This is a genomic window from Streptomyces sp. WAC 06738, assembly GCF_003945505.1.
In the GTDB taxonomy this organism is placed as follows: Bacteria; Actinomycetota; Actinomycetes; order Streptomycetales; family Streptomycetaceae; genus Streptomyces.
Window position 1 is genome coordinate 2,546,355 of sequence record NZ_CP029618.1, and the last position, 17,274, is coordinate 2,563,628.

Consider the following 17,274-nt stretch of genomic DNA (forward strand, 5'->3'; position numbering starts at 1 on the left):
CTCAGGAGGCGGCGGGATGACGGGGAGTACGGATCCGGCGGATCTCACGGCGGTGGAGCTGCTGCGCCGCTACCGTTCGGGCGAGCTGTCGCCCGTCGAGGCCACCCGTGCGGCCCTCGCGCGCGCGGCCCGGGCACAGAAGCTGACCAACGCCTTCGTCACCCTCGACGACGCGGTACGGGACGCGGCGCTCGCCCGCGCCGAGGCGTCCGCGCGCCGCTGGCAGCGCGGCGAGCCGGCCGGGCTGCTCGACGGCGTGCCGGTGACCGTCAAGGACATGATCCTGGAGCGCGGCACGCCCACGCTGCGCGGCTCCAGGCTGGTCGACCCTGACCGGGAGTGGAACGAGGACGGCCCCTCGGTGGCGCGGCTGCGGGAGCACGGGGCGGTGTTCCTGGGCAAGACCACGACGCCGGAGTTCGGCTGGAAGGGCACCACGGACAGCCCGCTGAGCGGGGTCACCGTCAACCCGTACGACGCGGGCCGCACCACCGGCGGCTCCAGCGGCGGCAGCGCGGCGGCGGTGGCGCTGGGCGCGGGGCCGCTGAGCCTGGGCACGGACGGTGGCGGGTCGGTGCGGATCCCGGCGGCGTTCTGCGGGATCGTCGCGCTGAAGGCCACGTACGGGCGGGTGCCGCTCTATCCGGCGAGCCCGTTCGGCACGCTGGCGCACGTCGGGCCGATGACCCGGGACGTCCGGGACACGGCGCTGATGATGGACGTGATCAGCGGCGCGGACCCGCGCGACTGGTCGCAGCTCGGCCCGCCCGCGGGCGGCTTCGTCGACGCCCTGGACGGGGCGGCCGAGGGCGTGCGGGGGCTGCGGGTGGCGTACAGCGCGACCTTCGGCGGGCAGGTGCCGGTGGACCGGCAGGTGGCCGCGGTGGTGCGGGGCGCGGTGGAGCGGCTCTCCGACCTGGGCGCGTACGTGGAGGAGGCCGACCCGCGGCTGTGCGAGGGGCTCGCGGCGTGCCAGGAGGCGTTCCACACGCTGTGGTTCAGCGGTGCCGCGCGAGTGGTGCAGCCGTACGGTCCCGGCGCGCGGGAGCTGCTGGACCCGGGGCTGAGGGAGATCGTGGAGCTGGGCGAGCGCTACAGCGCGCTGGACTACCTGGCCGCGGTGGACGTGCGGATGGCGCTCGGGCAGTCGATGGGGCGCTTCCACCAGACGTACGACGTGCTGGTCACCCCGACCGTGCCGATCACCGCCTTCGAGGCGGGGGCGGAGGTGCCGAAGGACTCGGGATTCACCCGGTGGACGGGGTGGACCCCGTTCACGTACCCCTTCAACCTCACGCAGCAGCCGGCCGTCAGCCTGCCCTGCGGGGTGGACGGGGCCGGGCTGCCGGTGGGGCTCCAGCTCGTCGCGGCGCGGCACCGGGACGCCCTGGTGCTGCGCACGGCGCAGGCGCTGTACGAGTCGGGGATCGCGGACGGCATCCGGCCGCCGGCCCTGGGCTGAGCCGCCACGGCGGTACGGGCCGCGGCCCGCGGCCCGTACCGCCGTCCCGGTCAGAGCCGGCGGAAGTTGAGGGTCTCGCCGAGCGCGCCGGCACGCCAGAGGTCCTGGCAGGCGGCGGTCATCTCGTCCAGACCCTCCACGATCGAGCCCCAGACGATGCCGGGGACCCAGCCGGAGTCGCCGTTGATGAGCAGGTTGTTCCGCTCGTAGAAGAGCGCGAGGTCGACGACGCTGGCGCGGCCCTGGTGCTTGGCCTCCGCCTCGTAGCCGTAGCTGGCGGTGCCGAGCACGGTGTCGGTGAAGCTGAAGTAGCACAGGTCCCCGGGAATGGGGGTGACCGTGGGGTTCTCCAGCGGCGGCTCGGCGGGCGCGAACGCGGGCAGCAGGGTGTAGATCTCGTTGCGGGCGTACTTCGCGTGGTAGACGTCGCCGCCGAGCGGTAGCGCGTTCCAGACCGCGGCGCAGGTCATGGGGGCTCTGTCGTCGAGCAGTTTCGCCGTGCAGCGGACGCCCCGCTTGGCCAGAGAGACTTCGACAAATCGTGCAGACATGCACCACTCCCTCGTTCGGTGTATCCCACGATAACGGGAGGATCACCGGCCGGAACCGACCCGCATAACTTCGGCGGGGACGGGTAGCCGCGCGCCCATGGTTCTACGTGGTGAGAACGAGACGAGAAGCGGGCCGGGCGGGCTGAGGCGCCGCTCCCTGCTCGCATCAGCCGCCGCCGTCGGCGCGGCCGGCGCGATCGGCGGGGCCGCCGGTTGCAGCCGGACGGCCGAGGCGGACGGCACCGTCGAAGGGGGTGACCTGCTCGAACAGCTGCGGGACCGCGGCGTCGTCAAGGTCGGCATCGCCGGCGAGGTGCCCTTCGGCTACATCAACGAGGACGGCGACGCCGTCGGGGAGGCACCGGCCATCGCCGAGGTGGTCTTCAAGCGACTGGGGATTCCGAAGATCGAACCGGTGCCGGTGGAGTTCGGCGCCTTGATCCCGGGGCTGAAAGTGGCGCTGTTCGACGTCGTGTCCGCGGGAATGTACATCAACCCGGACAGGTGTGCGCAGGTGCTCTTCGCGGACCCCGATTATCTGATGCTGGACGCCTTCATCGTGAAGAAGGGCAATCCGCACGGCATCCAGGATTACAAGGACATCGCCGAGAAGGGCCTGAAGCTGGCCAGCGGCACCGCGTACGCGGAGATCGACTACGCGAAGGCCAACGGCGTCAAGCAGGTCCTGGTCCTGCCGGACCAGGTGGCCGGGCTGGAGGCCGTCGAGCAGGGCCGCGTGGACGCCTTCGCCGGCACCAATGTCACCGTGTTCAACGCGGTCAAGGGCTCCAGGCGGGCCGAGAGCACGAAGCCCTTCCAGCCGATGGTCGACGGCGAGCCCGCCTACGGCGCCGGCGGCTTCGCCTTCCGGCTCTCGGAGAAGAACCTGCGCGACGCCTTCAACAAGGAGCTGCACAAGCTCAAGGAGAGCGGCGAGCTGCTCCGCATCGTCAAGCCCTTCGGTTTCACCGAGCGGGAGATGACGGACAAGACGGTGAAGGAGCTCTGTCCTACATGATGAGCTGGGATTTCTTCACCGAGTGGTTCCTTCCGGGCATCTGGATCACCATCCAGGTGCTGGTCTACAGCGCAGTGCTCTCCGCCGTCGTGGCGTTCGTCGTCGGCACGCTGAGGACCTCGCGGTTCTGGATCGTGCGGTTCCTGGCCGGCGCGTACTTCGAGATCTTCCGCGGCATGTCCGCGCTGATCTTCATGTTCTGGATGGCCTTCGCGGTGCCGCTGATGCTCGGCTGGCAGTTCGTGCCGCTCTGGTCCGGCACCCTGGCGCTCGGCCTGACCTACGGCGCGTACGGCTCCGAGATCGTGCGCGGCGCGCTGGCGGCGGTGCCCGCGGCGCAGCGGGAGGCGGGCATCGCGCTCAGCTTCACCCGCTGGCAGCGGCTGCGGCGCATAGAGCTGCCGCAGGCGTTCCCCGAGATGGTCCCGCCCTTCAACAACCTGCTGATCGAGCTCTTGAAGGGCACGTCGCTGGTGTCGGTCATCGCCGTCGCCGACATGACGTTCGCCGGGAACCTGCTGCGGCTGGCGAAGAACGAGAGCGCGCCGATCTACACGCTGCTGCTGGTTCTGTACTTCATTCTCGCGTTCATCCTCACCCGTCTCATGCGGATGCTGGAGCGCCGGGCCAAAGCGGGGGTGGGCCGGGCTCCGGAGAAGAGGAACGGCTTGCTCTCCCGCAAGCTCAGCCCCAGCGGTGAGTCCATGCAGGCGAGCACTCAAGGCGCTGGAGGTCTGGGATGACGTTCGACTGGAAGGTCGTCGAGGACTTCATGCCACGGTTCTGGGACGGCGTGCTCGTCACGCTCCAGGCCCTGGCGCTCGGCACGCTGATCGCCTTCGCGCTCGGCCTGGTCTGGGCCATGGCGCAGCGTGCGCCGCAGCGGTGGGTCCGCTGGCCGGTGACCGCGATCACCGAGTTCATCCGGAACACGCCGCTGCTGGTGCAGTTGTTCTTCCTCTTCTACGTGGTGCCCCAGTGGGGCCCGTCCATGTCCCCGCTCACCACCGGCATCGTCGGCCTGGGCCTGCACTACTCGACGTACACCGCCGAGGTGTACCGCGCGGGCATCGACGGCGTGCCGGTCGGGCAGTGGGAGGCGGCGAAGGCGCTGAGCCTGTCGCGCGGCCGGACGTGGTCGTCCGTGATCCTGCCGCAGGCCATCCGCCGGGTGGTCCCCGCGCTGGGCAACTACGTGGTCGCGATGCTCAAGGACTCGCCGATGATCGCCGTCATCGGCGCGCTGGACATGCTCGGCGAGGCCCGGCAGTTCAGCAACGAGACCTTCACCACCGAGGCCATCACCATCGTGGGCGTGGCGTTCATCGTGATCGCGTACCCCGCTTCCCTCTTGATCCGAGTCCTGGAGCGTCGCCTTGTCAACAACACCTGACTCCACCACCGAGAACCCGCCCGTGGACGGCAGCGAGCTGATCCGCTTCCACAACGTGACCAAGCGGTTCGGCGACAACGTCGTCCTGGACGACCTGTGCTTCGACGTCTCGTCGGGCAAGCACGTGACGCTCATCGGGCCCTCGGGCTCCGGCAAGACGACGATCCTGCGGCTGCTGATGACCCTGGTGAAGCCGGACAGCGGCACCATCAAGGTCAACGGCGACTACCTCTTCCACGAGGAGCGCAACGGCAAGCTGGAGCCGGCGGGCGAGAACCACGTCCGCGAGGTGCGCAAGCACATCGGCATGGTGTTCCAGCAGTTCAACCTCTTCCCGAACATGAAGGTGATGCGGAACATCACCGAGGCCCCGGTGCATGTGCTGGGGATGGCGAAGGACGAGGCGGAGACGCGGGCGCGGGAGCTGCTCGAGCTGGTGGGCCTCACCGAGCACATCGACAAGTACCCGACCCAGCTCTCCGGCGGCCAGCAGCAGCGTGTGGCGATCGCCCGCGCGCTGGCGATGCGGCCGCAGGTGCTGCTGCTGGACGAGGTCACCTCGGCGCTGGACCCGGAGCTGGTGGCGGGCGTGCTCGACCTGCTGCGGGACATCGCGCGGACGACGGACATCACGATGCTGTGCGTCACCCACGAGATGAACTTCGCCCGGGACATCTCCGACGACGTGCTCATGTTCGACGAGGGAAAGATCATCGAGTCCGGGTCGCCGGAGAAGATCTTCAGCGATCCGGAGAACGAGCGTACGCAGCAGTTCCTGAACGCGATCCTCTGAGACGCGGCGGACGGACGCCATTTGGCGGGCGCCCTCCGGTCACGAGGACGCCCGTCGGCGTGCTTAGGCGTGCTTCGGGAGAGAACAGTGAGATATGGACAACCATGGGGAGGAGGGGGCGTCCGGGCCTGACGGCCGGGAAAGCGGGGAACACCTGAGGAGACACTTCAGGGAGACCACGTGCCGGTCCTGCACCCGCCGCCCGGGGACCAGCCCCCGGGCCGGCGACCCGAGCCGAGGGACGAACCCGCGGCACCCTTCCCCTCCGTACGGCACGCTCTCCGCGTGCTGGAGTCCGCGGCCCGGCACGGCGGCGAGGGGGTGCCCGTCGCCCGCCTCGCCCGCGAGACCGGCCTGCCGCCGGGACGGCTGGCACACCTGCTGCTGACGCTGCGCAGGCAGCGGTACCTGGAGCGGCTGGAGGACGGCTCGTACGCCATCGGCGAGGCCGTGGCGCTGCTCGGCGCGGGCGGGAGCAGGACGCGGGCGGTCCACGACAAGCTGCGGCGGGAGATGAACGAGCTGCGGAAGGCGACGCGGGCGGCGATATACCTCGGCCGGTACGAGGACGGGGAGGTCCGCGTCACGCAGATCGCGGACGCGCCGGGGACGCCGCGGGTGAACGAGTGGGTGGACTTCCGCTCGGCGGCGCACGCGACGGCGCTGGGCAAGTGCCTGCTGACCCAACTGGACCACGACGCGCGCCGCGACCACCTGTCGCGCCACCGGGCGGCGCGGCTGACGTCCCGCACGATCACGAGCGAGGCGGCGGTCCTGGCCGCCCTGGACCGCCAGGTGGCCACGGTCCCGACCCTGGACCTCCAGGAGTACGCGGTCGGCACGGTCTGCGCGGCGGTCCCCCTCACGGCGGGCCTGGACATAGGCTGCGTGGCCCTGTCCCTCCCGGTGAACCAGACCCACCGTCTGCGCGCGGCGGCGGAAAGACTGAACAGAGAGGCGGCGAACCTGCTGCTGGCGCTGTCGCTGTAGCCGCGGCCACGCAGCCGCGGGCGGCCGGGGAGAGGGCTCCCGGCGGGCGGACCGGGCGCCCAGGTGCCGGGCGCACGGGCAGGCGGAACCGGTGGCCCTCGTGCAGCGGCACGGAACTGCGCGGATCCCGGGCTACGCGCCCGGCCCCGCGCCGGAGGCACGGAAACGGAGCCGTGGGGCGCCGGGCAAGGAGGGGAGCCGCGGGCCGGCAGCCGGGTGGCGGTCCGCCGTACAGCGGCCCGGAACAGCCCCCGGAGGGCAGACGCGGCGCGGGCCGTGGCCGATTCCGCCCGCCCGCGGCGGGGGGCGGTGCGGCGTCACGGACGGCTCGCCGGCCGGGTTCGCATCCGCCTCGCCTCCGCGCAGCGGGGGCCCGTACCGCGCGCGGACTCCCCGCTTCGCCGACACGACCGGCGTCGGCCCCCGTTCGGCCGTGCGCTCACCGCGCCGCAGGCGCCGCCCCGGCAGCCTCGCCACCGGCCCGGCGTCGCGGCGCCGCCCACCCCGCCGCGCCCCGCGCAGCGGGTTGCGTGCGGCGGGAGGGATTCGAACCCTCAAGCCCTGTCAGGGGCCACAGATCCTAAGTCTGCTGCGTCAGCCATTGCGCCACCGCCGCTCCGCCCGGAATGTTACCCGCCCCCCGATCGCGGCCCGGATACGGCGGGTTGGGCCCGGCGTCGTAGGGTGCGGCAATGCGTAGCGAACTGCTGGCCGACGACGCGTGGGCCCTCCTCCGCGGGGGGCGAAGGGCCGTGCTGGGGCTGGCGGGGGCGCCCGGGGCCGGGAAGTCGACGCTGGCCCGCGCGCTCGTCGCGGCGCTGCGCGCGCGGCACGGGGCCGGCGCCGCCGCGTACGTGCCGCTCGACGGCTTCCACCTCTCCAACGCCCAGCTCGACCGCCTCGGCCTGCGCGACCGCAAGGGCTCCGAGCCGAGCTTCGACGCCGCCGGCTACGCCGCCCTTCTGCGCCGGCTCGCGGAGGAGCCCGGCGCCGAGGTGTACGTGCCGGACTTCGACCGCGCGCTGGACGAGCCCGTCGCCGCCCGGCACCACGTCCCGCCCGGCACCCGGCTGATCGTCACCGAGGGCAACTACCTCGCCTGCGACCTCCCCGGCTGGCGCACGGCGCGGGAGCTGATGGCCGAGGTCTGGTACGTCGACGCCCCCGACGCGGTACGCGACGCGCGGCTGATGGCGCGGCACGTGGGCTTCGGCCGTACCGCCGCCGCCTCCCGCGCCTGGATCGACGCCAACGACGCGCCCAACGCGGAGCTGGTGAAGGCGTCCCGCGGGCGGTGCGACCGCGTGGTGGCGGCGGACGACCCGGCCGGGGGCCCCGCGGAAGCCGCGGACGCACCCGGCCACCCGCTCGGCGACGTCCTCGTCGTCAGCGGGCCGCCCGGGGCGGGCAAGACCACCGTCGCCCGGCTCCTCGCCCGGGAGGCAGAACCCAGCGTCCACCTCCACACCGACGATTTCTGGGCTTTCATCGCCCGCGGGGGCATCGCCCCCTACCTCCCCGCCGCCCGGCGCCAGAACGAGACCGTCGTCGCCGTCGCCGCGGGCGCCGCCGCCCGGTACGCCGCCGGCGGCTACCGCGTGGTGCTCGACGGCGTCGTCGGCCCCTGGTTCGTCGACGCCTACCGCGCCGCCGCCCGCGCCGCCGGCGTCCCGCTGCACTACGTCGTCCTGCGCCCGGACGAGCAAACGACCCTGGCCCGCGCCACCGCCCGCACGGGACCCGACGCGCTGACCGACCCCGGGCCGGTACGGGCGATGCACCGGGAGTTCGCCGACCTCGGCCCGTACGAGACCCACGCGCTGGACACCGGCGGCCAGCCGCCCGAGGCGACCGCCGCCGCCGTGCGCGACGCCGTCGCGGCCGGTACGTACCGCCTCGGCTGAAGGCACACGGACACGCGGACGCCCGGACACACGAAGAGCCCGGGCCTTCCGGCCCGGGCTCTTCGGGGTGCGTACGCCGCCAGGGACTCGAACCCCGGACCCGCTGATTAAGAGTCAGCTGCTCTAACCAACTGAGCTAGCGGCGCAGGTCGTCTTGGACGACGCCGTCAAGCATACCGGCTCCGCGGGGGTGCTCAGGCACCGTCCGGGAGCCGTACGACCCGGCCCTCCGCCGCCGAGCGGCGGGCCGCCTCCAGCACCCGCAGCGTCGCCGCGGCCTCCGCGGCGGTGACCGGCGGGGGCGTGCCGGTGCGCAGGGCCTCGACGATGCCCGCGTAGTACGCGGGGTAGGCGCCGGGCAGGGTGGGCACCGGTTCGCCGCCGCCGGTGAGCGGGGACTCCCCCGCGCCGAGGCGGCCCCACGCGGACTCCGGCTCCGCGCCCCAGGTCCCGTCCCCGTCCCCCGGGCGGCGGCCGTCGCGCAGCGCCGCCTCCTGCGGGTCGAGCCCGTACTTCACGTAGCCCGCCCGGCTGCCCAGCACCCGGAAGCGCGGCCCGAGCTGCGGGGCCATCGCGGTCATCCACAGGTGCGTACGGACGCCCCCGGCGTGCACCAGCGCGACGAAGTCGTCGTCGTCCACCACCGAGCCCGCCCGGCGGGCGTCGGACTCGGCGTAGACGGAGGTCACCGGGCCGAAGAGGGTCAGCGCCTGGTCGACGAGGTGGCTGCCCAGGTCGTAGAGCAGCCCGCCGACGTCCGCCGGGTCGGCGGAGTCGCGCCAGCCGCCGCGCAGCGCGGGGCGCCAGCGCTCGAAGCGGGACTCGAAGCGGTGGACTTCGCCGAGGGAGCCGTCGGCGAGGAGCGCAGCGAGGGTGCGGAAGTCGTTGTCCCAGCGGCGGTTGTGGAAGGCGGAGAGGAGCAGCCCGCGGGCGTCGGCGAGAGTCGCCAGCTCCTCGGCCTCGGCGGCGGTGGCGGCCAGCGGCTTGTCCACGACGACCGGCAGACCGGCCTCCAGCGCGGCGGTGGCCAGCGGCACGTGGGTGCGGTTGGGGGAGGCGACGACGGCGAGGTCGAGGCGGTCGGCGCGGGCGAGGAGGTCGTCGGCGGTGGCGACGGTGGTGGCGTCCGGGTACGCGGCGCGCACCTGCTTCTGCCGCTCGGGGTCGCCGGTGACGACGGTGTCCAGGACCAGCCCGTCCGTGGCCGCGACCAGCGGGGCGTGGAAGACGGACCCGGCGAGTCCGTAACCGAGGAGACCGACGCGCAGGGGGGTGCCAGGGGTGCCATCCATGGCCGTCACTCAACCACACGGCCCGCGGCGCGCCGGGGGCGGGCGGGGGGTTGGCGTGCGCTGCCCGTACGGGCCCGGGGGTTGCCCCGGACGGGCGGCATGCGGCCGGGCGTTGGGCCGTTCGGAGCCGCCTCGCCGCTCGCCGGTACGGGGACCGTGGCACGGTCGCGAGCATGGGACCGCGCTCCGCCTTCGCCGTCACGGCCGCCGCCGCAGCCCTCTTCCTCTCTCCCGTGTCCCCGGCCGCGGCGGTGCAGGAGCCGCCGCCGGGACGGGCGTTCGCGCCGCGCTGCGGCGACCCCGGGGCCGGGCGCTTCCCCGTGCGGACGGAACTGCACGGCGACGGCGACGCGCTCCGGGCGGGGGGCGCACGGGGTGGGCTGACGCTGCGGCTGCACAACGCCTCGGCCGGGGCCTGCCGCGACGTGCACCCCGTGGCCGTGGTCGGCCACGAGGCCGGCGGGCGGCTGCGGCCGGGGGACATCCGGCTGGAGTTCCACGACGAGCGGACGCGGCGCTGGCGGTCGGTGGCCTTCGAGCGGACGGGCGCGGACGAGAGCGCGGGGGTGTTCGCGGGCGGCTCCCGCGGCTTCACGCTGCGGGCGGGCGAGAGCCGGGAGGTACGGCTGCGGATCGGCTTCGCGAAGGGCGCACCGCCGGGGCGGGTGACGGTGAACGTGACGACGGTGCAGCGGCGCGGGGACGACAGCGAGTGGGTGGGGCAGTCGAAGGACTACGAGACGGGCATCGAGCGGGGACGGCGGTGCTGCGGCGGGACGGGGGAACCGGAGGAGGAGGCGACGAAGCGCCCCGCGGAGCCGCGGGAGGGCGCGACGCCGGAACGCCCACGGCACCGGGCCGGTCCGCCGGGGGCGAGGGAGAGCGGGCGCCCGGAGAGACGGGAGCCCCGGGCGGAGACCGGCCCGCCGGAAGCGCCTGGCGCGCGGAGCGCGCGGGGCGCGCCGGGGACGGGAGAGCCCGGGACACCTCGGGCACGGGGAGGATCGGGAGCGCCGGGAAGGTCGGGAGCGCCCGGGACGCCGATGTCTCCAAGAGCTTCGGGAGTGCCTGGGAGCCCGGCGGCGCCGGGAGTTCCGGCAACTCCGGGAGCGCCGGGCACACCGCCGGGAGCGGGAGCGCCGGGCGTACCACGGACACCCGGCCCACCGGGTAAGCCGACCGTGCCCCCGGCACCGAAGGGCGCCCCCGTACCGCAGTGGCCCAACGACGCACCGCCGGCACCGCCCCGGCTGCCCGGCGCCGCCCCCATGCCGGAGAGCCTCGCGGCCACGGGCGGTGGGGCAAGGGCCGCGGCCGCCGCGGCAACCGGCTCGCTCCTCCTCGGCACCGCCCTGCTCCTCACCGCCCACCGCCGACGCCGCACCCCAAGAACCCCAACAGTCCCCTGACCTCCTCCCCCCACTCTCCTCCCTCCGCCCCCTCATTCCCGCCGCTCCTGCATCCCACCCGGCGACCCCGTCCCCGAGGCACCGCACCAACCCACCCCCCCAAACCACCCACCCCCTCCCCTCACTCTTCTCCCTCCGCCCCCCTCGGTCCCGCCGCTCCTGCGTCTAGGCTGGTGACCCCGTTCCCGAGGCACCGGTTGGAGAGAGCAGATGGCGGAGCGCATGCCGGTCGAGTCGTGGCTGACGGACATGGACGGGGTGCTCATGCACGAAGGCATCCCGATCCCCGGCGCCGACGCCTTCATCAAGCGGCTGCGCGACTCCGGCAAGCCCTTCCTCGTGCTCACCAACAACTCCATCTACACCCCCGGCGACCTGCACGCCCGACTCTCCCGCATCGGTCTCGACGTGCCCGTGCAGAACATCTGGACCTCCGCCCTCGCCACCGCCAAGTTCCTCGACGACCAGCGCCCCGGCGGCACCGCGTACGTCATCGGCGAGGCCGGCCTCACCACCGCGCTGCACGACCACGGCTACGTCCTCAGCGACCACCGCCCCGACTACGTCGTCCTCGGCGAGACCCGCACGTACAGCTTCGAGGCGCTGACGAAGGCCATCCGGCTGATCGAGAACGGTGCCCGCTTCATCGCCACCAACCCGGACCAGACCGGCCCGTCCACCGAGGGCCCGCTGCCGGCGACCGGCGCCGTCGCCGCGCTCATCACCAAGGCGACCGGCAAGGAGCCGTACTTCGTCGGCAAGCCGAACCCGCTGATGATGCGCGCCGGGCTCAACCAGATCGGCGCCCACTCCGAGTCGACCGCGATGATCGGCGACCGGATGGACACCGACGTGCTGGCCGGTCTGGAGGCGGGCATGGAGACGTATCTGGTGCTGACCGGGCTCACCCGGGCGGACCAGGTGGAGCGCTTCCCGTACCGGCCGTCCCACATCGTCGACTCGATCGCCGACCTGGTCGCGCTCATCTGACCCGGCGCGCGCGGCCGCCGCGGCGGGGCCCGCACCCGCCGTTCGGGTGGGCGCCGCCCGGATCGGCGTAGTGCCGCCGCCGTGCGGATGCGCGCGGCGCGCGGGTCGCGACCCTGGGAGTGAGAACTCCCGGAGGTCCCATGCGCCCGGTCCGTGTCTGCCTCGCCGCCGTGCTCCTGCTGACGGGCGGCGGCGCCGTCTCCTGTGCCACCGACGCGTTCGCGCAGGGCGAGGTGACGGTGACCCCGTACCGCGTGCAGCGCGGCGACCCGGTCCAGGTGAGCACCGGCGCCTGCCGCGGCGACTTCGCCTCGGCGACCTCGGAGGCGTTCGAGGCGCCGGTGAACCTGCGGCCGGAGAACTTCGGCGGGCTCACCGGCCGCGGGAAGATCAAGTGGAGCGCGCGGGCCGGCACGTTCCCGGTGTGGGTCGACTGCGACGGCGGCAAGCGGGTGGCGCGCGGCCAAGTGGTGGTGGAGGAGCGGCACCAGCGTCCGGAGCACTGGAAGAACAACTGGCACCACGAGCCCTGGTCGCCGGTGACCGCGGGCGGCGGCGGCACGGCGAAGAAGACGGACCCGGCGCAGGCACAGGAGCAGGAGACGAAGGGCTCCGTGCCCGTCGTGCCCCTCGCCCTCGTCGGCGGCGGCGCGGCGGTCCTGGCGCTCTCCTTCGTACGCCGCCGGACGCGCGCCGCCGCGTCCCGCGGCCCGGACGGCGGCACCCCCGATGGCCGATAAGCCCGCCCGCCGCCCGGGTCTCGTCACCGCCGCCGCCTGGGCCGTGCTCCTGCTCGGCCTGGCGCTCTGGGGCCGCGACCTGAGCGAAGAGGACGGCGGCGGCGCGGTCTCCGACGGCGCCGCCGCCGCGCAGGTGCTCCGCGACGGGCCCCCGGCGGCCCGCCCGTTGCCCGGCTCGGTGCCCGCGGCCGTCGCGGTGCCGTCGGTGGGGGTCGAGGGCCCGGTGATCAGCCGCGGGCTCGACGGGGACGGCGCGGTGGCGGCACCGCCGTTCGGGAACGCGAACGAGATCGGCTGGTACCGCGGCGGCGCGCGGCCCGGCGCGGCCGGCGTCGCGGTCTTCGTCGGGCACATGGACACCCGCGCCAAGCCGGCGGTGTTCTACCGCCTCGGCGACGTGCGCCCCGGCGAGGAGGTCACGGTGACGCGCGCGGACGGCAGGACCGCGGTGTTCACGGTGGAGCGGGTGGAGACCGTCGCCAAGGACGACTTCGACGCCCAGCGCGTCTACGGGCAGCACCGGCGCGGCCGGGCCGAGATCCGCCTGCTCACCTGCGGCGGCGCGTACGAGTCGACGGCCAGGAGCTACACGGGCAACCTGGTGGTCTCCGGCTATCTCACGCAGGCGCAGTGACGTCGAGATCCTTGAGGAGCTTCGCGACATGACCGGTGGCCTTGACGTTGTACAGCGCCCGCTCGACCTTGCCGTCCTCGTCGACGACGACGGTGGAGCGGATGACGCCGGTCACCGTCTTGCCGTAGAGCTTCTTCTCGCCGAAGGCGCCGTACGCCTCCAGCACCGCCTTGTCGGGGTCGCCCACGAGCGTCACCTTCAGCGACTCCTTCTCCCGGAACTTCGCCAGCTTGGCCGGCTTGTCGGGCGAGATGCCGATGACGTCGTAGCCGGCGGCGGCGAGCACGTCGAGGTTGTCGGTGAAGTCGCACGCCTGCTTGGTGCAGCCCGGGGTGAGCGCGGCCGGGTAGAAGTAGACGATGACCTTGCGGCCCCGGCGGTCGGCGAGGGACACATCCTTGCCATCCGCGTCGGGCAGGGTGAAGTCGGGGGCGGTGTCGCCGGGCTGCAGTCGCTCGCTCATGGTGCTTTCCCTACTCCTCGGTGCGGGGCGGATGTCGCACCCGAGCGTAACGGCTGACAGACTGTCGAAAAGCAGACGGACGGCGAGGACGGAGGCACCGCGGTGTCGGACGGCAGGACTCCCGCGCAGATCGAGGCGGACATCGCCCGCCGGCGGCAGGATCTCGCCGCGACGCTCGACGAGATCTCGCTGCGGGTGAGCCCCAAGAACCTGGTGGACGAGGCCAAGGCCCGGACGAAGGGCGCGGTCGACCGTACGGCGGGGCAGGCGTTCGTGGTCGCGAACCGCGCCGTCGACAGCGCCCGCGGCGTGCTGGTCTCGCCCGACGGCGGCCCCCGGATGGAGCGCATCGTGCCGGTCGCGGTGACCCTGGTGGCGGTGGCCGGGCTGCTGGTGCTGGGCTCGCGCCGGCCCGGGAAGTACCGGGGCAGGCGACGGCGCCGCTAGCGGCGCGGGTACCGTCGAGTCCGTGAATACGCCCGACGACAAGCTGCCCATCCGGATGCTCCACGACCGGGTGCTCGTCCGTACCGACTCCGCGGAGGGCGAGCGCCGGTCGAGCGGCGGCATCGTCATCCCCGCGACCGCGGCCGTGGGCCGGAGGCTGACCTGGGCCGAAGTGGTGGCCACGGGGCAGAACGTGCGGACGGTCGAGCCGGGGGACCGGGTGCTGTTCGACCCGGAGGACCGCGGCGAGGTCGAGGTGCGGGGCGTGGGCTACGTGCTGCTGCGCGAGCGCGACCTGCACGCGGTCGCCTCGGAGCGGCTGGAGGGCACGGAGGACTCGACCGGCCTGTACCTGTAACGGCCCCCCTCAGCCGCCTCCGGCAGAGGCGGCACGGGCACCCACGCGGCCTTCTCCCGCGGCTTGCTACGGTGGGAGGAACCCGACGAGACGCGCCGTACCGGGTCACGCAAAGACGACGCACCCCCGTCAGTCCGACTACGGAGGTCCGTCTCATGGCCTGGATTCTGCTGCTCGTCGCCGGTCTGCTCGAAGTGGGCTGGGCGATAGGCATGAAGTACACCGAAGGCTTCACCCGCCTCTGGCCCAGCGTCTTCACCATCGCCGGCATCGCCGCGAGCATGATGCTGCTCGCGCAGGCCGCGAAGACCCTGCCCATCGGCACCGCGTACGGCGTGTGGGTGGGCATCGGCGCCGGCGGCGCGGCGCTGCTCGGCATGGTGGTGCTGGGCGAGCCCGCGACGGTGGCGCGGGTGTTCTTCGTCGCCCTGCTGCTGGTCGCGGTGGTCGGGCTGAAGGCGACGTCGGGGCACTGATCCCCGTACGTCTCCCGCCTGCTCCCGCCTCGCTCCCCCGCCCTTCTCCCCCGCCCGCTCCCTACTGCGGCACCGGCGGTGCCGCACCCGCGGGTGCCGCCGGGACCGGCGGCGCGGCCGGGACGGGCGGGGCCGGGAGCGCCGCGGGGGCGGGCATCGGTACCTCGGCCGGGTCGGGCGCCGGCGGGGGCACGTACGGCATCCGCTGCCGGTGGCTCACCTCCAGGTCGAAGTCGCTCGCGGGCACGTCCCACAGCGCGTCCCTGGTGTACGCGCCCCAGATCTTCGCCGGCACCCCGCCGCCGCTGATCCGGTCCTCGCCCAGCACCCCGTGGAGCGACTTCTGCGCGCCCGTCTCCGGGTCCTGCCCCATCACGCCGACCACCGTCGCCAGCTCGGGGGTGTAGCCCGCGAACCACGCCGAGCGGTCGTGCTCCCCGGTGCCGGTCTTGCCGGCCGCCGGGCGTTCGGCGATCTGCGCCTCCTCGCCGGAGCCGTTCTCGACGACGTTCTGCAGCATCGCGGTCGTCGCGTCCGCCGCGTTGCGGGAGATCACGGGGTGCGGGCGCCGCGGCGGGAGCTGGAAGATCTCGCCGTTGCGGCTGAGCTCGTCCACGAGCCGGTAGCCGCCGTGGTCGCCGTGGCCGGCGAGCGTGGCGTACGCCTGCGCGAGGTCGAGCGCGCTGGGGGTGGCGGTGCCGAGGCCGATGGAGGGGTGGGCCTTCAGCTCCGGGGTGGCGGACGGCAGGCCGAGGCGGACGGCGGTGGCGCGGACCTTCTTGGGGCCGACGTCCTGGGCCATCTGCGCGTAGACGGAGTTGACCGAGTCGTTGGTCGCGTCGGCGACGTTGAGGCGGCCGTACGAGACGTCGTCCTGGTTGCTCGGCGCGTAGCGGAGCGCCTTGCCCTTCTTGCCGATCACCCGGCGGTCGGTGTCGCCGTCGTACATCGTCCGCGGCGTGATCCGCTTGCCCTCGTAGTTCTTCGCCTTCTCCTGCACGGCGGCGGCGAAGACGAACGGCTTGAAGGTGGAGCCGGCCTGGTAGTCGCGGCGGGTGGCGTTGGAGACGTACTGCCGGGTGTAGTCGGTGCCGCCGTAGAGCGCGACGACCTTGCCGCTGGCGACGTCGATGGAGGCGCCGCCGACGCGCACGTAGGCGTCGGCGGGGTTGGACTCGGGGTCGAGCTGGTAGGTCAGTTGCTCCTCGACGGCGCCGACGAAGGCGTCCTGCTTCTCGGGCTGGAGCGTGGTGACGATGCGGAAGCCGCCGGCGGCGAGGGTCTTCTCGTCGATGATGCGATGCTCGGTGAGGTAGCTGTTGATGGCCTCGACGAGATAGCCGCGCTGCCCGGAGAGGCCGGGGTCGAGCCGGGACGGCTCGGGCACGGGGAACTCGAGGCTGCCGCGGCTGCCGGGCGCGAGCCAGCCCTCCTTGACCATGCCGTCCAGCACGTAGTTCCAGCGGGCCTCGGCGGCGGGCCGGTTGCCGGGGTGCACGGCCACGTCGTACGTGCTCGGGGCCTGGAGCAGCGTCGCGAGGAACGCGCCCTCGGCGACGGTCAGTTCCTCGACGTCCTTGTCGTAGTACGCCTGGGCGGCGGCCTGCACGCCGTAGGCGTTGCGGCCGAAGTAGCTGGTGTTGAGGTAGCCCTCCAGGACGTCGTCCTTGGTGACCTCGCGGTCCAGCTTGATGGCGATGAACGCCTCGCGGAGCTTGCGGCTGATCGTCTGTTCCTGATCGAGGTAGTAGTTCTTCACGTACTGCTGGGTGATGGTCGAGCCCGACTGGGTGCCCTTGCCGGTGAGAGTGTTGAAGCCGGCCCTCACCATCGCCATCGGGTTGACCGCGGAGTCGGAGTAGAACTCGCGGTCCTCGGCGGCCAGGACGGCCATCCGCACGTGGTCGGGGACGCGCTGCAACTCGACGCTCTCCCGGTCGACCTCGCCCTTGTCGGCGAGCTTGGTGCCGTCGGCGTAGAAGTAGTGGTTGCTCTGCGCGGTCGCCATGTCGTTGGGCCGCGGGATGTCGACGGTCAGGTAGCCGACGGCGAACGCCCCGGAGGCCAGCGCCACCGTCAGCATCGCGGCGCCCAGCAGCACCTTCCACCAGGTCCTGCGGTACGTGCGCCGGCGGCGGTCCTTCGCGGGGCGGCCGGTGGGCGGGGCGGGCGGGTGCGCCGGTTCGAGGTCCGTGCGCTCGGTGTCCTCCGGTTCCGCCTGGGGGCCGAAGCTCCGGGTGCCCTGTCGCATCTCCGTGTGGCTCATCTGCCGTCCGTGGGCTCGATCCTCGTCTGATATGACACTTGCGAGCAGTTTGTCATTAAGAATGCAGATATCCGGTAGGTGTGGATAA

Annotated in this window: 18 protein-coding genes, 2 tRNA genes and 1 riboswitch; of the genes, 14 read left to right on the forward strand and 6 right to left on the reverse strand. The window is 73.4% G+C overall.

Annotation, left to right across the window (positions count from 1 at the left end; translation table 11 throughout):
• Positions 1-16: 16 nt before the first annotated feature.
• Positions 17-1,462 (forward strand): amidase, encoded by a 1,446-nt coding sequence (locus tag DMB38_RS10645; protein ID WP_125934962.1) that lies wholly within the window; start codon positions 17-19, stop codon positions 1,460-1,462.
• A 50-nt stretch (positions 1,463-1,512) separates the two neighbouring features.
• On the opposite strand, the gene DMB38_RS10650 is transcribed toward DMB38_RS10645, so the two are convergent.
• The gene (locus DMB38_RS10650; RefSeq protein ID WP_125934963.1) at positions 1,513-2,013 is read right to left on the reverse strand and encodes a DUF3830 family protein; all 501 of its coding nucleotides are present in this window, start codon (positions 2,011-2,013) and stop codon (positions 1,513-1,515) included.
• A gap of 97 nt (positions 2,014-2,110) precedes the next feature.
• Here DMB38_RS10650 and ehuB point away from each other — a divergent pair, with 97 nt between their 5' ends.
• The 5 genes from ehuB (at position 2,111) to DMB38_RS10675 (ending at position 6,207) form a co-directional block, all read left to right on the forward strand.
• Entirely contained in the window at positions 2,111-3,031 is a 921-nt protein-coding gene (gene ehuB, locus DMB38_RS10655) for an ectoine/hydroxyectoine ABC transporter substrate-binding protein EhuB (protein ID WP_125934964.1), read from the forward strand.
• Positions 3,028-3,774: an ectoine/hydroxyectoine ABC transporter permease subunit EhuC gene (gene ehuC / locus DMB38_RS10660; RefSeq protein ID WP_125934965.1), complete on the forward strand. Its 747-nt coding sequence runs from the start codon at positions 3,028-3,030 to the stop codon at positions 3,772-3,774. The genes ehuB and ehuC overlap by 4 nt, the downstream gene beginning before the upstream one ends.
• Positions 3,771-4,424 (forward strand): ectoine/hydroxyectoine ABC transporter permease subunit EhuD, encoded by a 654-nt coding sequence (gene ehuD / locus DMB38_RS10665; protein WP_125934966.1) that lies wholly within the window; start codon positions 3,771-3,773, stop codon positions 4,422-4,424. The genes ehuC and ehuD overlap by 4 nt, the downstream gene beginning before the upstream one ends.
• A gap of 22 nt (positions 4,425-4,446) precedes the next feature.
• Positions 4,447-5,217 carry an ectoine/hydroxyectoine ABC transporter ATP-binding protein EhuA gene (gene ehuA, locus DMB38_RS10670; RefSeq protein ID WP_125938946.1) on the forward strand — a complete coding sequence of 257 codons (771 nt, stop codon included), beginning with the start codon at positions 4,447-4,449 and terminating at the stop codon, positions 5,215-5,217.
• 180 nt (positions 5,218-5,397) lie between these two features.
• On the forward strand, positions 5,398-6,207 hold the full coding sequence (locus DMB38_RS10675) for an IclR family transcriptional regulator C-terminal domain-containing protein (protein ID WP_125934967.1): 810 nt from the start codon (positions 5,398-5,400) through the stop codon (positions 6,205-6,207).
• Between the two features lie 531 nt (positions 6,208-6,738).
• Here DMB38_RS10675 and DMB38_RS10680 read toward each other — a convergent pair.
• Positions 6,739-6,823: transfer RNA gene (locus tag DMB38_RS10680), tRNA-Leu, on the reverse strand.
• Between the two features lie 76 nt (positions 6,824-6,899).
• Here DMB38_RS10680 and DMB38_RS10685 point away from each other — a divergent pair.
• Positions 6,900-8,111 (forward strand): nucleoside/nucleotide kinase family protein, encoded by a 1,212-nt coding sequence (locus tag DMB38_RS10685; protein ID WP_125934968.1) that lies wholly within the window; start codon positions 6,900-6,902, stop codon positions 8,109-8,111.
• Positions 8,112-8,183: 72 nt separating this feature from the next.
• On the opposite strand, the gene DMB38_RS10690 is transcribed toward DMB38_RS10685, so the two are convergent.
• A tRNA-Lys gene (locus DMB38_RS10690) sits at positions 8,184-8,257 on the reverse strand.
• A gap of 48 nt (positions 8,258-8,305) precedes the next feature.
• The gene (locus tag DMB38_RS10695) at positions 8,306-9,403 is read right to left on the reverse strand and encodes a Gfo/Idh/MocA family oxidoreductase (protein WP_164715959.1); all 1,098 of its coding nucleotides are present in this window, start codon (positions 9,401-9,403) and stop codon (positions 8,306-8,308) included.
• Positions 9,404-9,576: 173 nt separating this feature from the next.
• Between DMB38_RS10695 and DMB38_RS37460 the strand changes: the two genes are divergently transcribed.
• The 4 genes from DMB38_RS37460 to DMB38_RS10715 all read left to right on the forward strand — a co-directional run bounded on the left by DMB38_RS37460 (position 9,577) and on the right by DMB38_RS10715 (position 13,176).
• Positions 9,577-10,812 (forward strand): hypothetical protein, encoded by a 1,236-nt coding sequence (locus tag DMB38_RS37460; protein ID WP_125934970.1) that lies wholly within the window; start codon positions 9,577-9,579, stop codon positions 10,810-10,812.
• A gap of 210 nt (positions 10,813-11,022) precedes the next feature.
• A complete protein-coding gene (locus DMB38_RS10705) occupies positions 11,023-11,802 on the forward strand; it encodes an HAD-IIA family hydrolase (RefSeq protein WP_125934971.1) in 780 nt (259 codons plus the stop codon).
• Between the two features lie 140 nt (positions 11,803-11,942).
• A complete protein-coding gene (locus tag DMB38_RS10710) occupies positions 11,943-12,542 on the forward strand; it encodes a hypothetical protein (protein WP_125934972.1) in 600 nt (199 codons plus the stop codon).
• A complete protein-coding gene (locus DMB38_RS10715) occupies positions 12,532-13,176 on the forward strand; it encodes a class F sortase (protein ID WP_125934973.1) in 645 nt (214 codons plus the stop codon). Before DMB38_RS10710 ends, DMB38_RS10715 begins: the two co-directional genes overlap by 11 nt.
• On the opposite strand, the gene bcp is transcribed toward DMB38_RS10715, so the two are convergent.
• On the reverse strand, positions 13,160-13,639 hold the full coding sequence (bcp, locus tag DMB38_RS10720) for a thioredoxin-dependent thiol peroxidase (RefSeq protein WP_125934974.1): 480 nt from the start codon (positions 13,637-13,639) through the stop codon (positions 13,160-13,162). The genes DMB38_RS10715 and bcp overlap by 17 nt on opposite strands.
• A 102-nt stretch (positions 13,640-13,741) precedes the next feature.
• Here bcp and DMB38_RS10725 point away from each other — a divergent pair, with 102 nt between their 5' ends.
• From DMB38_RS10725 to DMB38_RS10735, 3 genes are all read left to right on the forward strand, one after another.
• Positions 13,742-14,086, forward strand: a complete 345-nt coding sequence (locus tag DMB38_RS10725) for a DUF3618 domain-containing protein (protein ID WP_125934975.1) — start codon at positions 13,742-13,744, stop codon at positions 14,084-14,086.
• A 55-nt stretch (positions 14,087-14,141) separates the two neighbouring features.
• Positions 14,142-14,444, forward strand: a complete 303-nt coding sequence (locus DMB38_RS10730) for a co-chaperone GroES (protein ID WP_047019943.1) — start codon at positions 14,142-14,144, stop codon at positions 14,442-14,444.
• A gap of 57 nt (positions 14,445-14,501) precedes the next feature.
• Positions 14,502-14,569: riboswitch (guanidine-III (ykkC-III) riboswitch) on the forward strand.
• Between the two features lie 30 nt (positions 14,570-14,599).
• Entirely contained in the window at positions 14,600-14,920 is a 321-nt protein-coding gene (locus DMB38_RS10735; protein WP_125934976.1) for a multidrug efflux SMR transporter, read from the forward strand.
• Between the two features lie 61 nt (positions 14,921-14,981).
• Here the strand turns inward: DMB38_RS10735 and DMB38_RS10740 are convergent, their stop codons facing one another.
• Positions 14,982-17,186, reverse strand: coding sequence for a transglycosylase domain-containing protein (locus DMB38_RS10740; RefSeq protein ID WP_125934977.1), 2,205 nt, complete (start codon positions 17,184-17,186; stop codon positions 14,982-14,984).
• Between the last annotated feature and the right edge of the window lie 88 nt (positions 17,187-17,274).

Excerpts from the sequence above, each read along its gene's own strand:
- ehuC (WP_125934965.1), top strand. The coding sequence starts at position 3,028 with ATGATGAGCTGGGATTTCTTCACCGAGTGGTTCCTTCCGGGCATCTGG.
- ehuD (WP_125934966.1), top strand. The coding sequence starts at position 3,771 with ATGACGTTCGACTGGAAGGTCGTCGAGGACTTCATGCCACGGTTCTGG.
- DMB38_RS37460 (WP_125934970.1), top strand. The coding sequence starts at position 9,577 with ATGGGACCGCGCTCCGCCTTCGCCGTCACGGCCGCCGCCGCAGCCCTC.
- DMB38_RS10705 (WP_125934971.1), top strand. The coding sequence starts at position 11,023 with ATGGCGGAGCGCATGCCGGTCGAGTCGTGGCTGACGGACATGGACGGG.
- ehuB (WP_125934964.1), top strand. The coding sequence starts at position 2,111 with ATGGTTCTACGTGGTGAGAACGAGACGAGAAGCGGGCCGGGCGGGCTG.
- DMB38_RS10730 (WP_047019943.1), top strand. The coding sequence starts at position 14,142 with ATGCTCCACGACCGGGTGCTCGTCCGTACCGACTCCGCGGAGGGCGAG.
- DMB38_RS10715 (WP_125934973.1), top strand. The coding sequence starts at position 12,532 with ATGGCCGATAAGCCCGCCCGCCGCCCGGGTCTCGTCACCGCCGCCGCC.
- DMB38_RS10710 (WP_125934972.1), top strand. The coding sequence starts at position 11,943 with ATGCGCCCGGTCCGTGTCTGCCTCGCCGCCGTGCTCCTGCTGACGGGC.
- DMB38_RS10685 (WP_125934968.1), top strand. The coding sequence starts at position 6,900 with ATGCGTAGCGAACTGCTGGCCGACGACGCGTGGGCCCTCCTCCGCGGG.
- DMB38_RS10645 (WP_125934962.1), top strand. The coding sequence starts at position 17 with ATGACGGGGAGTACGGATCCGGCGGATCTCACGGCGGTGGAGCTGCTG.
- DMB38_RS10695 (WP_164715959.1), bottom strand. The coding sequence starts at position 9,403 with ATGGATGGCACCCCTGGCACCCCCCTGCGCGTCGGTCTCCTCGGTTAC.
- DMB38_RS10650 (WP_125934963.1), bottom strand. The coding sequence starts at position 2,013 with ATGTCTGCACGATTTGTCGAAGTCTCTCTGGCCAAGCGGGGCGTCCGC.
- DMB38_RS10740 (WP_125934977.1), bottom strand. The coding sequence starts at position 17,186 with ATGAGCCACACGGAGATGCGACAGGGCACCCGGAGCTTCGGCCCCCAG.
- DMB38_RS10735 (WP_125934976.1), top strand. The coding sequence starts at position 14,600 with ATGGCCTGGATTCTGCTGCTCGTCGCCGGTCTGCTCGAAGTGGGCTGG.
- bcp (WP_125934974.1), bottom strand. The coding sequence starts at position 13,639 with ATGAGCGAGCGACTGCAGCCCGGCGACACCGCCCCCGACTTCACCCTG.